Source organism: Cupriavidus basilensis (genome assembly GCF_029335485.1).
Taxonomy (GTDB): domain Bacteria; phylum Pseudomonadota; class Gammaproteobacteria; order Burkholderiales; family Burkholderiaceae; genus Cupriavidus; species Cupriavidus basilensis_E.
Window position 1 is genome coordinate 1 of record NZ_JARJLM010000510.1, and the last position, 15,158, is coordinate 15,158.

A 15,158-nucleotide genomic window follows, 5' to 3' on the forward strand; every position below is an offset into this window, starting at 1 on the left:
GCTTCCCAAACGCGCCGCGCTCCAGATGCGCCAGTGCGTCCGGCAGTTGGTCGAACGCATAGACCGAATCGATCACCGGCTTGATGCCCGCGAAATCGATCGCGCGCACCAGTTCTTCCAGTGCCCGCCGGTGCCCGACGCCGATGCCCTGGATGGTCGGACGCCCGAGGAACATCGGCACGCTCGGCGCCGACATCGCATAGCCGCCCAGCACCCCGATCACGGAGATCCGCCCTCCCTGGCGTACCGCGCGTACCGACGCGCCGAGGTTGTCGCCTCCGGCCAGCTCGAACACATGATCCGCCCCGCGCCCGCCCGTCAGCTCGCGCACGGCTGCGGCCCAGTCGGGCGTGGCAGTGCGGTTGATGACATCGCTGGCCCCGAGCGCCAGCGCTCGCTCGAGCTTGGCATCGCTGCCCGAAGTGACGATCACCCGCGCACCATGTGCCCTGGCGATCTGCAGCCCGAACAGGGCAACGCCGCCGGTGCCCTGCATCACCACTGTCTGCCCCGCATGCAGCTTGCCCTGCTCCACCAGCGCGAACCAGGCAGTCAGTGCCGCGCAGGGCAGCGTAGCCGCTTCAACCGCGTTCAGCGTTTGGGGCGCATGTACAGCCCACGTTTCATGCAACATTACATATTCCGTCAGCACGCCGGGTAGCGAGCCGCTCAGGGAGCGCGCCTCCGGCGGGCAATCGCCGTCGATCCAGCCGGCCCAGAAGGTACCCAGCACAGCATCCCCCTCCTGGAACCGCGACACGTCCGGCCCGGCCGATACCACCTTGCCCGCCATGTCCGAGCCCGGCGTCAGCGGCAGGAGCGGCGCCCCGTTGGCCTCCTTCCGCTCGATCACGTCCAGGTCGCGGTAGTTGAGCGATACCGCCTCGACCCGCACCACGATTTCCCCGGGACCGGGAGTCGGGATTGCCGCGGCCTCCAGGGACAGGTGGTTGATACCTGCTGCATGCAGGACCCATTTGCGCATCGCTTGCCGGTTCGTCTGGTGCATCGTTGCTCCTTGATTTCATGCGATGGGAGCAGTTTATCGACGCCACAAGGGCGACGGTGCGGGAGAAAATTCGACTCACTGGAGATAAAATAGAACCAATCGAAATGCCAACGAAAACTAAACCATGAGCGATCGCCTGAGCGGCGTTGCCGCTTTCGTCCAGGCCGCGGAAGCCGGCAGCTTCGCGCTGGCGGCACAGCGCATGCACCTGACGCGTTCGGCCATCGGCAAGAGCATTGCGCGATTGGAGGAGCGGCTGGGCGCGCGGCTCTTTCACCGGACCACGCGCAGCCAGAGCCTGACCGAAGACGGGCATGCGTTCTACGAACGCTGCGTGCGGGCGCTTGCGGAGCTCGATGCCGGCGAGGCATCGCTGCACGCGGGACAGCGCGACCCGCAAGGGCGCGTGCATCTCAGCGCGCCGGTGCTTTTCGGCAGGCGCTGCATCGCACCGGTACTGCTGGCGGTGGCGCAACGCTATCCGCAGATCGAGCTGCAGGTGAGTTTCACCGACCGCGTGACCGACCTGGTGGAGGAAGGCGTCGACCTGGTGGTGCGCAGCGGCACGCTGGGCGACGATTCCGCGATGGTCGCGCGGCATTTGGGCACGCAGGTCATGACGCTGTGCGCGTCGCCCGCCTACCTGGCGCGGCGCGGCACGCCGCGGAGCGTCGCGGACCTGGCCGGACACGAAGGCATTTTCTACGCGAACGGACGGCGCGAGATGGCATGGCCGCTGCCCGACGAGCAGGGCGTACCGCGCGACGTCGTGATTCCGCACCGGCTGCGCTTCGACGACCTGGAAACCATTCTGGCGACGGCGCAGGCAGGCGCGGGCATCGCGCGCCTGCCGTGCTGGCTGATCGCCGAACCGCTGCGCACGGGGGCGCTCGCCAAGGTACTGCCCGGCTTGCCGGGCACGCGCATCGGCATGCACCTGGCGTGGCAGCAGACGCGTTACCTGCCGTCGCGGATGCGGGTGGTGATCGATGCGCTGATGGCGGATATCCCGGGCGCGCTGGCAAGCGGGAACGAGCAGCCTTGCTAGATATACGTGTCGATTCCAGCCGTCCCGATTCGTCGTAGTATCAGAGCAGCCCGTCGAGCCTGGATCGACTTCGGGGTATGCGGCTTCAACAACCGACTCAAGGAGTGACGACGATGCGTGTCATGGTGATGGTGAAGGCTACGAGCCAATCGGAGGCCGGCAAGATGCCCGGCACGGAACTGCTTGCCGCGATGGGCAAGTTCAACGAAGAACTCGTCAAGGCAGGCGTGATGCTTGCCGGCGAGGGCCTGCACCCGAGCGCCAGGGGCAAACGGGTGCGCTTCTCGGGCAGCCAGCGAACCGTGGTAGACGGGCCGTTCACGGAGACCAAGGAACTCGTCGCCGGGTTCTGGCTGTGGCAGGTCAAGTCGATGGAGGAGGCCGTCGAATGGGTCCGGCGCTGCCCCAACCCCATGGAAGGCGACGCCGAGATCGAAATTCGCCCGCTGTTCGAGACCGCCGATTTCGGCGACGAACTCACACCCGAGTTGCGGGCCCAGGAAGAGCGCCTGCGCGCCGAGGTCGAAAGCCTGGGGAAAAAGCAGGGCTGATGCGAGCGCGGGTGAGGCGGCGGCGATCGAGAGCCGATGGGCCGACCCGCGCACAGGCCGGGCATCATGATTGCCCGGCGCATGGAAGATCACACCGGGGACGACAAGTCCCACATGGCAGCAACGGGCGGACAAGCATCGCTTTCCGCCCCCGCCATTTCGCCGTTACCGGCCGATCACACCAGCCTCAGGCATTGCCGCGGCGTGCATCGAGGCTGAAGCGGCCGGCGCCATAGACAACGATCTGCAGCAATCCGCCAGCCATCGCGATGTTCTTGAAGAAGTGGATGAACTGGTTCTGGTCGGCCAGGTGGGAGTGGAACGCCAGCGCGGTGGCTACGCTAAAGACGGCCAGAACGGCGGCCACGGCGCGGGTGCGATAGCCCAGCACCAGGGCCAGGCCGCCCACGACCTCCACCACGATGGCAATCGCCAGCGCCACCTGCGGGAGCGGCAATCCCACCGACTGGATATAGCCGATCATGGCCGCCGGCGCGGCCAGCTTGGATGCACCGGACAGCAGGAAGATGGCGCTGACCAGCACACGGCCAAGCAGTGCCAGACCCGCCGCGGCGGCGGAGTCGGCGTTGTCAAGGGGACGGGACTGGGCATTGAGTTGAGCAGCTTGGGACATGACGATTCTCCATTCGGTGCGGCCGCGCCACCATGGCGGACCGGTTGCTTCGAGGCCCGTATGCGAGATATGCGGACCTGGCTGTTCAGGCTGTTACGCCGCGTTGCGTTGCGTCGCACAACCGATGGAGGAACTGTAGGCGCGTTTCCATGATCTCGAAACTGGGATAATATGAATCGAAACGTTCGATAAAATCGATAAGATGATCAACCCCGGCACCCCCACGCTAGATCAGCTGAAAGTCTTCCTGACCGTGGTGGATGTCGGCAGCTTCGCCGGGGCGGCGCGCAAGCTGAGCCGGGCGACCTCGGTCATCAGCTACACCATCGCCAACCTGGAGAACCAGCTCGGGGTAGCGCTGTTCGACCGCAAGACCACGAAAAAGCCGCAGCTGACCGAGGCCGGCCGCACCGTGCTGGCGGAGGCGCGCACGATCTACAACGGCGTCGACGGGCTGCGCGCGAAAGTCAGAGGGTTGCTGCAAGGCCTGGAAGCGGAGATTCACCTGGTGCTGGACGTGATGCTGCCCGCCGCGCGCGTGGTCGACGCCCTGAAGGCATTCCGCGAAGCCTTCCCGACGGTGTCCCTTCACCTGCACATGGAGGCGCTCGGCGCGGTGACGCAGCTGGTGCTGGACCGCGCGGCCACGATTGGCGTCAGCGGGCCGCCGAGCGAAGGCGTGGCCGGCATCGAGCGCATTGCCATCGGCAGCGTGCCGCTGCGGCCGGTGGCGGCGCCGGACCATCCGCTGGCCCAGGGCGGCCGGAACCCGCCAGGCGCGGGACGCCATCACGTGCAACTGGTGCTGTCCGATCGTTCCGCGCTCACGCGCGGCGTAGACTTCGCCGTGGTCAGCCCGCACACGTGGCGCCTGGCCGATCTTGGCGCCAAGCATATGCTGCTGCGCGAGAGCATCGGCTGGGGCAATATGCCGGTGCCGATGGTGCAGGAAGATCTCGATAGCGGCCGCCTGGTGCTGCTCGACCTGCCCGACCACCAGGGCATCCCCTACCCCTTCCACGCGATCTACCGCACCGATACGCCGCCCGGCCCTGCCGCCGCCTGGCTGATCGCCCGCTTCGCCGCGCAGGCTGGCGGCTGAGCGCATTGCTTGCGCCGGGTTTCCGGTGCGGGGCATGCGCATGCGCGCACTCGATTCATCGCGTTTGTGCCGGGCCGCTCCGGTCTTGTCACGATCAGCACGTCACCGGGTTCGCGCCGATCCACCAGACGGTGCGGAACCGGACGAAAACGCTTCCCGACGCGACTGCAGCATCATCAGCACGGCGAGCAGGATGGTCGCCAACAGGAGTCCGCCGTCAAAAAGATAGAGGGTCGAACGTACGCCAACCTGATCCGCCAGCGCGCCGCTCGCGATGACCGGCACGCTGAAGCCGAAATACGCAAAAAGGAAATAGCCGGAACTTGCCCGTGCCCGGTTGGCGTTGGTCGACGAGGCCGAAATCGCGGCGAGGCCTGCCAGATAGGTAAAACCATAGCAAGCCGAGCCCGTGAGCATTGCGCCGGACAGCAGCAGCGGCAACGACGACCAGACCACCCCCGCGACCAATACCGTAAAGCCGATCGGTACCAGCAGCATGCCAAGGCGCAGCGACCGCGGAGGCGATAGCTTGCGCGCCAGGGGCTGAACAACGAGCCCGGTTGAAATCACGAAGAACGTGGAGAATCCCGTCCATACCTCATGTCCATGCGACGCGAGCGCGGCCGGCACGAGCGCAATCACAACTCCGACTGCCGACCATGCAATGAGGATTGCGAGGCTATAGGCGAACGCCTCACGGGGAAAGACAGGCGTGCGAAGCCATGCTGACGAGCGCGTGAACGCCGGCTCGCCGATCCTGCCGAGCAGGGTCAGCCCACAAGCCGCAAGGAATAGATACGCACCATACGTCGCGGGTGTCTCCTGGGACGGAACCGCCAATATGCAGAGGCCGGTCGCAAGCGCTCCGCAACCGAAGCCCAGGGACGTGGCCGCAGCGACGATGCGGGCAGCGCGGGCGGTCGCGTCTGGCCGGGGTCCGATCAATTCGACCAGGAACTGCGTTCCGCTCCCGGCCATCAGTCCCGTCGCGATGCCGCACAAGCCTCGTGCGGCCGCGACCGCTTCGAGCCGAGGCCAGATCATTGGCAAGGAGGTGGCCGTGGCGGTGAGCAACAGCGCAGCGATCAGAGGCCATTTCCGCCCCACGCGGTCCGATAGCCCGCCAAGGAAAATCAGTGTGGGCACCAGGCCGGCCACGTAGCAGGCGAAAGCCAGCGTTAGCGCGCCGGTGCCCATTTGACTTGCCCGCGCATAGGTTGCGTAAAGCGGCGCCTGCAGATTCACTGCGCCGGTGATAAGGAAAAGCGTCAATGCCACCACCCGGACGGGCCATGCGCCGAGCTTCGCGGCGGGAGCGGATACAGAGTCACCCATGAGGTTCGTTGTTGATGATCGACGGAGGGGGTATTGGAGGGAGTATTGCCATTCCCTGTTATTAGTGCAATGATTTAATTGCACTAATATCAATCCGAGAATATATGGCTGCTCCCGCCCGATACCGGGAACACGTCGAAAGACTTGCGGCGCTCATCCAGGATGGCTCACTCCCCGCCGGCAGCCGTCTGATGCCGCACCGCGACTATGCGGACGAGCACGGCATCGCCGCGGCGACCGTCGCGCGGGTCTATAGCGCGCTCATTGAACGTGGCCTGGCGATCGGCGAAGTCGGCCGGGGCACCTTCGTCCGCACGCTCGAAACGCAGGTCGCGGCCGAGTTCTCGCAAACCAGCGAGCGTGAACCCGGCTTGGTCGACCTGGCGTTCAACTACCCTGTCCTGCCGGAGCAGGCGGCACAGTTGCGCCATGCGCTGCGTGCTTTGTCGGACAAGGGGGACCTGTCGGCGCTTCTCGACTATCACCCGCATCCGGGACGCCGCGAGGACAGGGAGGCAGCGGCAAGCTGGTTTTCCCTCGACGGCGCCCCAATCGCCGCCGCGGATATCATGGTTTGCGGAGGAAGCCAGCATGCGCTCAGTGTTGTCCTGGCAGCGCTGGTCACGGCGCGCGACCTGGTCGCCGTCGAATCCCTGACCTACCCCGGCTTCAAGAGTGCGGCGAAGCTATTGGGCATCCCCTTGGCCGGCGTGCAGATGGACGCCGCCGGCATCGTGCCGGAGTCGCTCGATGCCGTCTGCCGGCAGCATGCAGGCCGAGTCCGCCTGGTCTACACGATGCCCACGGTTCACAACCCCACGGGTGCGGTGATGCCGCTTGAGCGGAGGCTCGCTTTGATCGAGGTTGCGCGGCGTCACGGCTTGCTGCTGGTCGACGACAGCGTGTACGGCTTTCTCGAAGCTTCGCCGCCGCCGTCGCTGCGCAGCCTGGCGCCGGATTGCGTGATCGAAATCCATAGCCTGTCGAAAAGTGCCGCGCCAGGGCTGCGGGTGGGCTACATGGTCGCGCCGGAACGGGTTCGGCAACGGCTGCATGAGGGGCTTCGCGCCACGATGTGGTCTGCGAGCGCCATCGCCGTGGCACTCGCCACCGCCTGGATGCGGGATGGCACGCTAGGGAACTGGATCGTGGCGAAACGCCAGGAAGCAAGGTTGCGCCAGGACCTCGCGAGAAGGATTCTGGGGTCGTGGCCCGTCACGGCGCATCCCGCCAGCTTCCATCTGTTGCTTGATCTTCCAGAGCACTGGAGACCGGATGACCTCGTTTTCGCGTTGGCGCGACGCGGCGTGCATATCACGCCTTTGTCGGCGTTTGCGGCGCCAAGCGTCCCGGTGAGGCGTACGGTAAGAATCGCGATGGCGGCGCCCGCGACCATTCGTCAACTCGAGTTGGGACTGCAGACGGTGGCCGAGACGTTGAATGGCCCGCCCTTTGCACAGCAATAGCGCGCAAATGGCAACTCGGTTCGCTACGCCCGAGAAATCGAAAGAAAAACCGCGCAGCTTGCCGCCGCTCCGGCGCCGCACGCGGATACCAGCCGTCAGGGCCTGGCCAGCAGCCTGATCAGCGCTTCGGTCTCGTCCGCGCAGGCCTTGGCCGCGCGCAGCTCGGCGCTGCGGTAGAGCCGGATCACTTCCTCGCCGACCGGTGTCAGCACGGTGCCGCCGCCCTGCGCGCCGCCATGTTCGGAATCGACGGCCGGCTGCTGCAGGGACCGGTTGATTTCGTTGAGCAGGTCCCAGGCGCGCTTGTAGGACATTTCCAGGCGCTTGGCCGCGGCGGAAATGGAGCCGCATTCCCGGATCGCCTCCAGCAGCGCGACCTTGCCGGGTCCAATGGCAATCGTCCCGCCGAGCATGATGCGCATGCGGAAAAGCGCCTGCGGCGTGTCCGGGCTGACCGAGGTTCGTGAGCGAGCAAGTTTGACCATGGCGGCATGGTACCTCGGCCGGCCGCACTCAAGGAATAGGCGAACGATCCGGACAGCCGATAGCCCGATGGCCCCCTGAAGGAAAGGATTGCGCAATCGTTATATTTTGTTGAATATATCGATTTCAGAAAAACCAGATACAAGACATCCAATGCATCCAATGGGGGAGATCCACATGTTCATCCATATGATCAAGCTGAAGCGCCCGCTGTCCGCGTGCCTCGGTGCTGCCTTCGTACCGCTGCTGCTGGTGGCCTGCGGCGGCTCCGATGCCGAAACGCCGGCCACGGCAGCCGCGCCTGTCACGCAGCCTGCCCAGGCGGAGCGCCAGCTCCAGGTGAGCGGCGCGCTCGACCGGCCGGCCACGCTGACGATGACGCAACTGCGCGCCCTTCCCGCCGCGACCCAGACCGTGACCTATGGCAGCGGCAGTGGCACGCAAACCCACACCTACGTGGGAACGGCGCTGTGGAACCTGCTGGATGGCATGGGCATCCAGACCGATGCCGCGGTCAGGAACGATGTGCTCGGCAAGTACGTGCTGGCCACCGGCGCGGATGGCTACAAGGCGGTGTTCTCGCTCGGCGAGTTGAAGCCGGATGTCGGCAACCGGGCCAGCCAGGTGGTCTATAGCGAAACCGTGAATGGCGCCGCCGCCCCGCTGGCGGCCGACGGCCTGCTGCGCGCGACCGCGCCCGGCGACGGCAAGGGCGGACGCTACGTGTCCGGCCTGCTCCGGCTGGATGTCCGCGCCTCCGGCTCGGCGGTGGCGGGCACCGGCGGCGCGCCTTCCTCGCAGTTCGGCGTGACGGGCGCGGTGAAGCAGCCCGCCGCCTTCGACCTGGCCGCCCTGAAGGCGCTGCCGGCGGTGACGCGCACGGTGGGCGCCAGTACCTACACCGGCGTGAGCCTGTGGAACCTGCTGAACACGGTCGGCCTGGCCACCAACCCCGCGGTGAAGAACGACGTGCTGGCCATGTACGTGGTGGCGACCGGCAGCGACGGCTACAAGGCCCTGATTTCGCTAGGCGAGATCGAGCCCGGCTTCGGTAACCAGCCGGACCTGATCGCCTATGAAATGGATGGCGCGCCGCTGACCACCAGCGGCTTTGCCCGGCTGGTGCTGCCCAACGATGGCAAGGCCGGGCGCTACGTGTCGAAACTCATCAGCCTGGAAGTGTTCGCGGCGCCGCCTGCCCAATAAGCGCAGGAAGGCACCGGAACAGGCTGGACACAGCCTCAGGCGCGGGTGGCCAGCAGCACGCTGGAAGCCTTGAAGATGGCGACGGCCGCGCCGCCTTCCACCAGCCCCAGGCTGGCCACGCTGTCGTTGGTGATGATGGCCACGATCTCGCCGCCCTGCTTCAGGCCGATGACGACCTCGGCATTGACCGCGCCGATCTTGATGCCCGACACCGTGCCCGCGATCTGGTTGCGGGCGGACAGCAGCATGTCCGGCTCGGGCACGCCCACGATCACGGACGACGCCTTGATCAGCGCAATGGCTTCCTTGCCCACGGCAAGCCCGAGCCGCTGCGTGCTGTCGCTGGTGATGGTGGCGACGATGTTCACGCTGCCGCCGATCTCGAGTTCGATCTCGTCGTGCACCGCGCCCTTGTTGATCGCGGTCACCTTGCCGCTCAGTTTGTTTCTTGCGCTGGTTTTCATCTTTGCCTCACCTTGTTCCATGCGCGGCCGCTGCCTGGCCGCAAGGGACCGGCGCGGCTCCCGGGCAAGCGCCGGGGCCGAAGCCGGAAATGCATCGTACTCACGCATCTGATTGGCGGATCATACAGCGCCCATGGGCAGCGGGAGCAGCGGCGGCTGAACCTCGCGCAGGCGGGGTCTCGTGGCCCCCGGGGCTCGTCAAGCGCGGCGGGATTTCCCATTGCCCGCGCCGGGCACGCCGCCCGCCACCGGCAGCTCGAAGCAGAACGTCGCCCCCGCGCCGGCGCGCTCCACCAGCCGGATCTGGCTGCAGTGCAGCTGCAGCATGCGCTGCACGATCAGCAGGCCCAGTCCGCCCGCGCGGTGCGCGCCGCCCGAGCTGAACGGGCGCTGGAACAGGCTGTCGCGCAGCGCCGCCGGAATGCCCGGCCCGGTGTCGCTGACGGTGACCGATACCTTGCCGTCGTGGCAGGCCAGGTCGACATCGATGGCGCCTTCGGCCGGCGTATGGCGGATCGCGTTGTCGAGCAGGTTGGTCAGCACGCGCTCGATCATGCCGAGGTCGGCGGTGACGGTGGGCATGCGCTGCGGAATGCCGGCGCGCAGTTGCACATGCCGCGCCTCCGCCGGCAGCTCGAACTTCTGGAACACGTCCTGCACCAGGTCCACCAGCGAGAAGTCCTCCAGCGCCGGCTGCACGATGCCATGCTCGAGCCGGGCCAGCTCGAAGAGCGACTGCGCCAGGCGGCCCACCTTGACGCTTTGCGCCAGTGCGATGGCCAGGTAGCGCTGGCGTTCGGCCTCGCTCAGCGCACCGGCCTTCAGCGACAGCGTCTCCAGGTAGCCATGGAGCGAGGTCAGCGGCGTACGCAGGTCATGGGAGATATTGGCGACCAGTTCCCGCCGCTCCTGGTCCTGCCGGGTCAGCGCGCGCCATTGCTCGGCGATGCGCTCGGCCATCTGCGCGAAGGCGGCTTCGAGCGCGGCGATCTCGTCGCGCTGGCTCGCGGACGGCGGCCTTTGCACAGGCGGCACGCGCGGCTGCGTATCCGGCGCGCCGTCCGCATTGAACCGGCGCATCGCCTCGGTCAGGCGGCGCAGCGGCCGGGTGATCAGGCCGAACGCCATCAGCCCCGCGAGCAGGCCAAGCAGCGCTACCAGCGCCATCGACCACAGCGTCGTGCGCAGCACGGAATTGGCCGATGCCCGCGCCGCCAGCTGGTCGTGCGCCTCGCCCATCAGCACCACATAGATATACCCGGCGGGCTCCGCGCCGCCCACGCGCAGCGGCGCCGCGCTGAACACCTTGCGCCCGCTCGCGCTGCGCGGATCGTCCCCCAGGATGGGCAGCGGCTCGCCGTCGAGAAGGCGCCGCACCGGCCGCAGGTCCACCTGCTGGCGCAACAGGTGGCCGGCCGGCGCGTCGTGCCCCTGGATGCGGCCCTGGCGGTCCAGCAGGTAGACCTCGACGCTGGGGTTCACCACCATCAACTGGCCGAACAGCCGGCGCAAGGCGTCCGGCTTCAGCCCGTTGGCGTCCATCAGCGCAGCATTGCGCGCGATGCTGCCGGCGAGCCCGCGCGACAGGTCCTGGATGACCTCCTTCTCGCGCATGTCGTTGGAGCGCACCTGCAGCCAGGCAGAGGCGCCGCAGCAGGCCAGCAGCAGCACGGAAAACACGATCGACAGCCGCTGCGTCAGGCTGAGGTCCGGGTTCAGCTTCATCTTCAGGCCCAGGTTCACGGTACGTCCCCTTGCGCCGCCGGCCCCGCTGCGAGCTTGTAGCCATGCCCCCATACGGTCAGGATGCGGCTGGGTTGCGCCGGGTCGGCTTCGATCTTGGTGCGCAGCCGGTTGATATGGGTGTTGACCGTATGCTCGTAGCCCTCGTGCTGGTAGCCCCAGACGGCATTCAGCAGGTCCATGCGCGAGAACACCTTGCCCGGATGCCGGGCGAAGAAATACAGCAGGTCGAATTCGCGCGGCGTCAGCTCGATCCGCCGCCCGTCCACGGCGGCCTCGCGCGTCAGCGGATCGATCGACAGGCCGCCAAGCTCCAGGCTGCCCGCGTCGACCCGCAGGTCCTTGGCCATCGCATCGACGCGCCGCAGCAGCGCCTTCACCCGCGCCACCAGTTCGAGCACCGAGAACGGCTTGGCAAGGTAGTCGTCGGCGCCAAGCTCCAGGCCGAGGATGCGGTGCACCTCGCTGGAACGCGCGCTGGTGATGATGATCGGCGTGTAGCGCGTCATCGCGCGGGCGCGCCGGCAGATTTCCAGGCCATCGACGCCGGGCAGCATCAGGTCGAGTATCAGCGCGTCCCAGCCGCCCTGCTCCAGCAGCCGCAGGCCTTCGTTGCCATCGGCGCTGTGCACGACTTCATAGCGCTCGTCGCGCAGGTGCAGGCTCAGTACGTTGGCGATGTCGACGTCGTCTTCGACGATCAGGATGCGCTTGGGGTGATCCATTGTTTCCAGGCCTTCGGCGCGAGCATGGCCCGCGCGTGACAGAGGAAGCCGCGAGCGTCGCGGATGCGTAGCTATTGTGCAAAACTTTGAGACGCCGAGTTATCACATTTAATTTAACCTTTTGTGAGGACTCCGGGACCGCCCCAGCCATACGATGCGCCATCGATCCATCGCACCGGTCTACCCCAACGATCCGGCGCATGCAGGCAAGGAGCACATCATGAGAAGCCGAAGGCGCTTTTTGGTATCGGGCGGTGCCGCCGTGGCGGCCATCGCCGCCGCGACGGGATGGCGCGCGCTGGCCGCCGGCCAGGCTAACGCCGGCAAGCCGGCCGAGACCTTCGAAGTGGTCAGATCCGACGAGCAATGGCGCAAGCTGCTGACCCCGGCACAGTACAGCGTACTGCGGCAGGAGGGCACGGAGCGGCCCTACAGCAGCCCGCTGAACGACGAGCACCGCGCCGGCGTATTCGCCTGCGCGGGATGCCAGCTGGATCTCTTCTCGTCGCGCACGAAGTTCGACAGCCGCACCGGCTGGCCCAGCTTCTGGGCGCCGCTGGACAACGCGGTGGCAACCCGCCAGGACCGGTCCTTCGGCATGACGCGCACGGAGGTGCACTGCCGGCGCTGCGGCGGCCACCTGGGCCACCTGTTCGACGACGGACCCAAACCCACCGGGCTGCGCTACTGCATGAACGGCCTGGCGATGACCTTCAGGCCGCAGGCCGCGTGAGCCCACGCCGGCCCCGTCTTTTTCAAGAACCATACAGGGAATCCCATGCTCCTCATCTTCCTTGCCTATCTTGGCGGCGCGCTCACCATCCTCAGCCCGTGCATCCTGCCCGTGCTGCCCTTCGTGTTCGCGCGGGCCGACCAGCCCTTTGCGCGCAGCGGCCTGCCGCTGCTGGCCGGCATGGCCCTGACCTTCGCGGCGGTGGCAACGCTGGCCGCGGTCGGCGGCGGCTGGGTGACCCAGGCCAACCAGTACGGCCGCTGGCTGGCGATCGCCTTGCTCGCCGTGTTCGGCCTGACGCTGCTGCTGCCGCGCTTCGCCGAGCGGCTGATGCATCCGCTGGTGAGCGCCGGCAGCCGGCTCTCCGCCTTTGCCCAGGCCAATGACCATGGCGATGGCAAGCCGGCCGGCCCGGGCGCGTCGTTCCTGCTCGGCATCGCCACCGGCCTGCTGTGGGCCCCGTGCGCCGGCCCCATCCTCGGCCTGGTGCTGACCGGCGCGGCGCTGCGTGGCGCCAGCGTTGGCACCACGCTGCTACTGGCCGCCTACGCGGCCGGCGCGGCAACCTCGCTGGCGGTAGCGTTGCTGATCGGCGGCCGGGTCTTCACCGCGATGAAGCGCTCGCTCGGCGCGGGAGAATGGATCCGGCGCGGGATCGGCGCGGCCATGCTGCTTGGCGTGCTCGCGATCGGGCTGGGACTGGACACGGGTGTGCTGGCCCGCATTTCGACGGTAGCCACCGGCGGCATCGAGCAGCACCTGGTGGACCGGCTGTCGGGCACCCCCGGGGCCATGACCGGTGCCACGGCTGGGGCCGGCAATGCCAACGCCATGCTGGCCGCGTCGTCCGGCGCGATGATGCGGGCCGGCGGCACCTCAGCCGCCGGCGGCGGGGCGGCAGCGCTCCCCGTGGAAGGCCAGCTGCCCGCGCTGGCGGGCGCCGTGCAATGGCTGAACTCGCCGCCGCTCACGGCGGAAGGCTTGCGCGGCAAGGTCGTGCTGGTCGACTTCTGGACCTACTCGTGCATCAACTGCCTGCGCACCCTGCCCTATGTGAAGGCGTGGGCGCAGAAATACCGCGACCAGGGGCTGGTGGTGATCGGCGTGCACGCGCCGGAGTTCGCCTTCGAGCGCAATATCGATAACGTGAAGAAGGCCACGCGCGAGCTAGGCATCGACTATCCCGTCGCCATCGACAACAACTACGCGATCTGGCGCGCCTTCAACAACCAGTACTGGCCAGCGCACTATTTCATCGACGCGCAGGGGCGCATCCGCCATCACCATTTCGGCGAAGGCGAGTATGCTGAATCGGAGAAGGTGATCCAGCAACTGCTGGCCGAAGCCGGCCACACCGGTGCCGCGAAGGTCGCCATCGGCCTGGGCGGTGCCGGCGTGCAGGGCGTACAGATGGCCGCCGGCAAGGCCGGGGTCGAATCCGGCGAAACCTACATTGGCTACGAGCGCGCAGAGAACTTCGCCTCCCCGGGCGGCGAGGCGCGCGACCGGCCGCACGCCTACACGGCGCCCGCGCGGCCCGCGCTCAACGACTGGGGCCTGGCCGGCACCTGGCAGGTGGGCGCCGAGCACGCCACGCTCGCCGTGGAAGGCGGCCGCATCATCTACCGCTTTCACGCCCGCGACCTGCACCTGGTGCTCGGGCCAGGCAAGGACGGCAGGCCGGTACGGTTCCGCGTCAGCATCGACGGCGCCGCACCGGGCGACGCGCGCGGTACCGACGTGGCGGCGGACGGCAGCGGGCAGGTTACGGAACAGCGGCTCTACCAACTGGTGCGGCAGACCGGCAAGGTGGCGGATCGCACCTTCGCCATCGAGTTCCTGGACCCCGGCGTCGAGGCTTATGCGTTCACCTTTGGTTGAATGCGAGCGGCAGCAACAGACCAAGGCACGGTTCACTTCACTGCAAACAGTTCAAGGACAAGGACGGTCGATCATGACAACGCACACGCCAAACGGGTCATCCTGGTGGGCCCGCCCGGCCACCGTGAAACTCGCCGGCCTGATCGTGCTGGCGGCGGGCCTGCTGGCCTGGCAGCACGCGGCGAACCCGGCGGAAGACGCCGTCAGGATTCCGGCGCCCGCGCTGGACGAAAAGGTGGCTACCGTACAAACCGAGACCGCCGTGTTTGCCGGAGGCTGCTTCTGGGGCGTGCAGGGCGTGTTCCAGCATGTACGCGGCGTCAAGTCGGCGACCTCGGGCTATGCCGGCGGCACCGCCGCCACCGCGCAGTACGAGACGGTCAGCGGCGGCAACACCGGACATGCCGAGTCGGTACAGGTCACCTTCGATCCGGCACAGGTCACGTATGGCCGCCTGCTGCAGGTCTTCTTCTCGGTCGCGCACAATCCGACCCAGCTCAACTATCAGGGCCCCGACCACGGCACGCAGTACCGCTCGGCCGTGTTCCCCCTCACGCCGGAGCAGCGCAGCGTCGCCCAGGCGTATATCGCGCAACTGGGCAAGGCCCATGTCTTCTCCGGCCCGATCGTCACCCGCGTCGAGGACTACAAGGGCTTCTATCCGGCGGAAAATTACCATCAGAACTTCCTGACGCTGCATCCCGCCCACCCGTACATCGTCATCAACGACCTGCCGAAGCTCGGCTATCTGAAGCATATGTTCCCCGACCTGTATCGC

Annotated in this window: 15 protein-coding genes; 8 read left to right on the forward strand and 7 right to left on the reverse strand. The window is 67.3% G+C overall.

The window, feature by feature from the left end:
• Positions 1–1,009 (reverse strand): zinc-dependent alcohol dehydrogenase family protein (locus P3W85_RS31575; RefSeq protein ID WP_276267655.1); only part of this gene is annotated, 1,009 nt, incomplete at its 3' end.
• Between the two features lie 124 nt (positions 1,010–1,133).
• On the opposite strand from P3W85_RS31575, the gene P3W85_RS31580 reads away from it, so the two are divergent.
• Both P3W85_RS31580 and P3W85_RS31585 read left to right on the forward strand, forming a co-directional pair.
• Positions 1,134–2,057 (forward strand): LysR family transcriptional regulator, encoded by a 924-nt coding sequence (locus tag P3W85_RS31580; RefSeq protein WP_276267656.1) that lies wholly within the window; start codon positions 1,134–1,136, stop codon positions 2,055–2,057.
• 113 nt (positions 2,058–2,170) lie between these two features.
• Positions 2,171–2,608, forward strand: coding sequence for a YciI family protein (locus P3W85_RS31585; RefSeq protein ID WP_017230027.1), 438 nt, complete (start codon positions 2,171–2,173; stop codon positions 2,606–2,608).
• Between the two features lie 187 nt (positions 2,609–2,795).
• On the opposite strand, the gene P3W85_RS31590 is transcribed toward P3W85_RS31585, so the two are convergent.
• Positions 2,796–3,242 (reverse strand): DoxX family protein, encoded by a 447-nt coding sequence (locus tag P3W85_RS31590; RefSeq protein ID WP_276267657.1) that lies wholly within the window; start codon positions 3,240–3,242, stop codon positions 2,796–2,798.
• A gap of 202 nt (positions 3,243–3,444) precedes the next feature.
• On the opposite strand from P3W85_RS31590, the gene P3W85_RS31595 reads away from it, so the two are divergent.
• The gene (locus tag P3W85_RS31595; RefSeq protein ID WP_276267658.1) at positions 3,445–4,344 is read left to right on the forward strand and encodes a LysR family transcriptional regulator; all 900 of its coding nucleotides are present in this window, start codon (positions 3,445–3,447) and stop codon (positions 4,342–4,344) included.
• A 102-nt stretch (positions 4,345–4,446) separates the two neighbouring features.
• Here P3W85_RS31595 and P3W85_RS31600 read toward each other — a convergent pair whose 3' ends face one another.
• On the reverse strand, positions 4,447–5,679 hold the full coding sequence (locus P3W85_RS31600) for an MFS transporter (RefSeq protein ID WP_276267659.1): 1,233 nt from the start codon (positions 5,677–5,679) through the stop codon (positions 4,447–4,449).
• Positions 5,680–5,783: 104 nt separating this feature from the next.
• On the opposite strand from P3W85_RS31600, the gene P3W85_RS31605 reads away from it, so the two are divergent.
• Positions 5,784–7,145, forward strand: a complete 1,362-nt coding sequence (locus P3W85_RS31605; RefSeq protein WP_276267660.1) for a PLP-dependent aminotransferase family protein — start codon at positions 5,784–5,786, stop codon at positions 7,143–7,145.
• 95 nt (positions 7,146–7,240) lie between these two features.
• On the opposite strand, the gene P3W85_RS31610 is transcribed toward P3W85_RS31605, so the two are convergent.
• Positions 7,241–7,630 (reverse strand): winged helix-turn-helix domain-containing protein, encoded by a 390-nt coding sequence (locus P3W85_RS31610; protein WP_276267661.1) that lies wholly within the window; start codon positions 7,628–7,630, stop codon positions 7,241–7,243.
• A gap of 175 nt (positions 7,631–7,805) precedes the next feature.
• Between P3W85_RS31610 and P3W85_RS31615 the strand changes: the two genes are divergently transcribed.
• Entirely contained in the window at positions 7,806–8,834 is a 1,029-nt protein-coding gene (locus P3W85_RS31615; protein ID WP_276267662.1) for a molybdopterin-dependent oxidoreductase, read from the forward strand.
• Between the two features lie 35 nt (positions 8,835–8,869).
• Here the strand turns inward: P3W85_RS31615 and P3W85_RS31620 are convergent, their stop codons facing one another.
• The 3 genes from P3W85_RS31620 to P3W85_RS31630 form a co-directional block, all read right to left on the reverse strand.
• Complete coding sequence (locus tag P3W85_RS31620) at positions 8,870–9,298, reverse strand: TOBE domain-containing protein (protein ID WP_276267663.1); 429 nt, start codon at positions 9,296–9,298, stop codon at positions 8,870–8,872.
• 198 nt (positions 9,299–9,496) lie between these two features.
• Complete coding sequence (locus tag P3W85_RS31625; protein WP_276267667.1) at positions 9,497–11,023, reverse strand: sensor histidine kinase; 1,527 nt, start codon at positions 11,021–11,023, stop codon at positions 9,497–9,499.
• Positions 11,024–11,037: 14 nt separating this feature from the next.
• Positions 11,038–11,766, reverse strand: coding sequence for a response regulator transcription factor (locus P3W85_RS31630; RefSeq protein ID WP_017230711.1), 729 nt, complete (start codon positions 11,764–11,766; stop codon positions 11,038–11,040).
• A 220-nt stretch (positions 11,767–11,986) separates the two neighbouring features.
• On the opposite strand from P3W85_RS31630, the gene msrB reads away from it, so the two are divergent.
• The 3 genes from msrB to msrA all read left to right on the forward strand — a co-directional run.
• Positions 11,987–12,499, forward strand: a complete 513-nt coding sequence (gene msrB / locus P3W85_RS31635) for a peptide-methionine (R)-S-oxide reductase MsrB (protein ID WP_276267664.1) — start codon at positions 11,987–11,989, stop codon at positions 12,497–12,499.
• Between the two features lie 45 nt (positions 12,500–12,544).
• Positions 12,545–14,380: a cytochrome c biogenesis protein DipZ gene (locus tag P3W85_RS31640; RefSeq protein WP_276267665.1), complete on the forward strand. Its 1,836-nt coding sequence runs from the start codon at positions 12,545–12,547 to the stop codon at positions 14,378–14,380.
• Between the two features lie 73 nt (positions 14,381–14,453).
• Positions 14,454–15,158 (forward strand): peptide-methionine (S)-S-oxide reductase MsrA (msrA, locus tag P3W85_RS31645; RefSeq protein ID WP_276267666.1); only part of this gene is annotated, 705 nt, incomplete at its 3' end.

Coding starts and splice junctions, on each gene's coding strand:
- P3W85_RS31580 (WP_276267656.1), top strand. CDS start 1,134: ATGAGCGATCGCCTGAGCGGCGTTGCCGCTTTCGTCCAGGCCGCGGAA.
- P3W85_RS31585 (WP_017230027.1), top strand. CDS start 2,171: ATGCGTGTCATGGTGATGGTGAAGGCTACGAGCCAATCGGAGGCCGGC.
- P3W85_RS31590 (WP_276267657.1), bottom strand. CDS start 3,242: ATGTCCCAAGCTGCTCAACTCAATGCCCAGTCCCGTCCCCTTGACAAC.
- P3W85_RS31595 (WP_276267658.1), top strand. CDS start 3,445: ATGATCAACCCCGGCACCCCCACGCTAGATCAGCTGAAAGTCTTCCTG.
- P3W85_RS31600 (WP_276267659.1), bottom strand. CDS start 5,679: ATGGGTGACTCTGTATCCGCTCCCGCCGCGAAGCTCGGCGCATGGCCC.
- P3W85_RS31605 (WP_276267660.1), top strand. CDS start 5,784: ATGGCTGCTCCCGCCCGATACCGGGAACACGTCGAAAGACTTGCGGCG.
- P3W85_RS31610 (WP_276267661.1), bottom strand. CDS start 7,630: ATGGTCAAACTTGCTCGCTCACGAACCTCGGTCAGCCCGGACACGCCG.
- P3W85_RS31615 (WP_276267662.1), top strand. CDS start 7,806: ATGTTCATCCATATGATCAAGCTGAAGCGCCCGCTGTCCGCGTGCCTC.
- P3W85_RS31620 (WP_276267663.1), bottom strand. CDS start 9,298: ATGAAAACCAGCGCAAGAAACAAACTGAGCGGCAAGGTGACCGCGATC.
- P3W85_RS31625 (WP_276267667.1), bottom strand. CDS start 11,023: ATGAAGCTGAACCCGGACCTCAGCCTGACGCAGCGGCTGTCGATCGTG.
- P3W85_RS31630 (WP_017230711.1), bottom strand. CDS start 11,766: ATGGATCACCCCAAGCGCATCCTGATCGTCGAAGACGACGTCGACATC.
- msrB (WP_276267664.1), top strand. CDS start 11,987: ATGAGAAGCCGAAGGCGCTTTTTGGTATCGGGCGGTGCCGCCGTGGCG.
- P3W85_RS31640 (WP_276267665.1), top strand. CDS start 12,545: ATGCTCCTCATCTTCCTTGCCTATCTTGGCGGCGCGCTCACCATCCTC.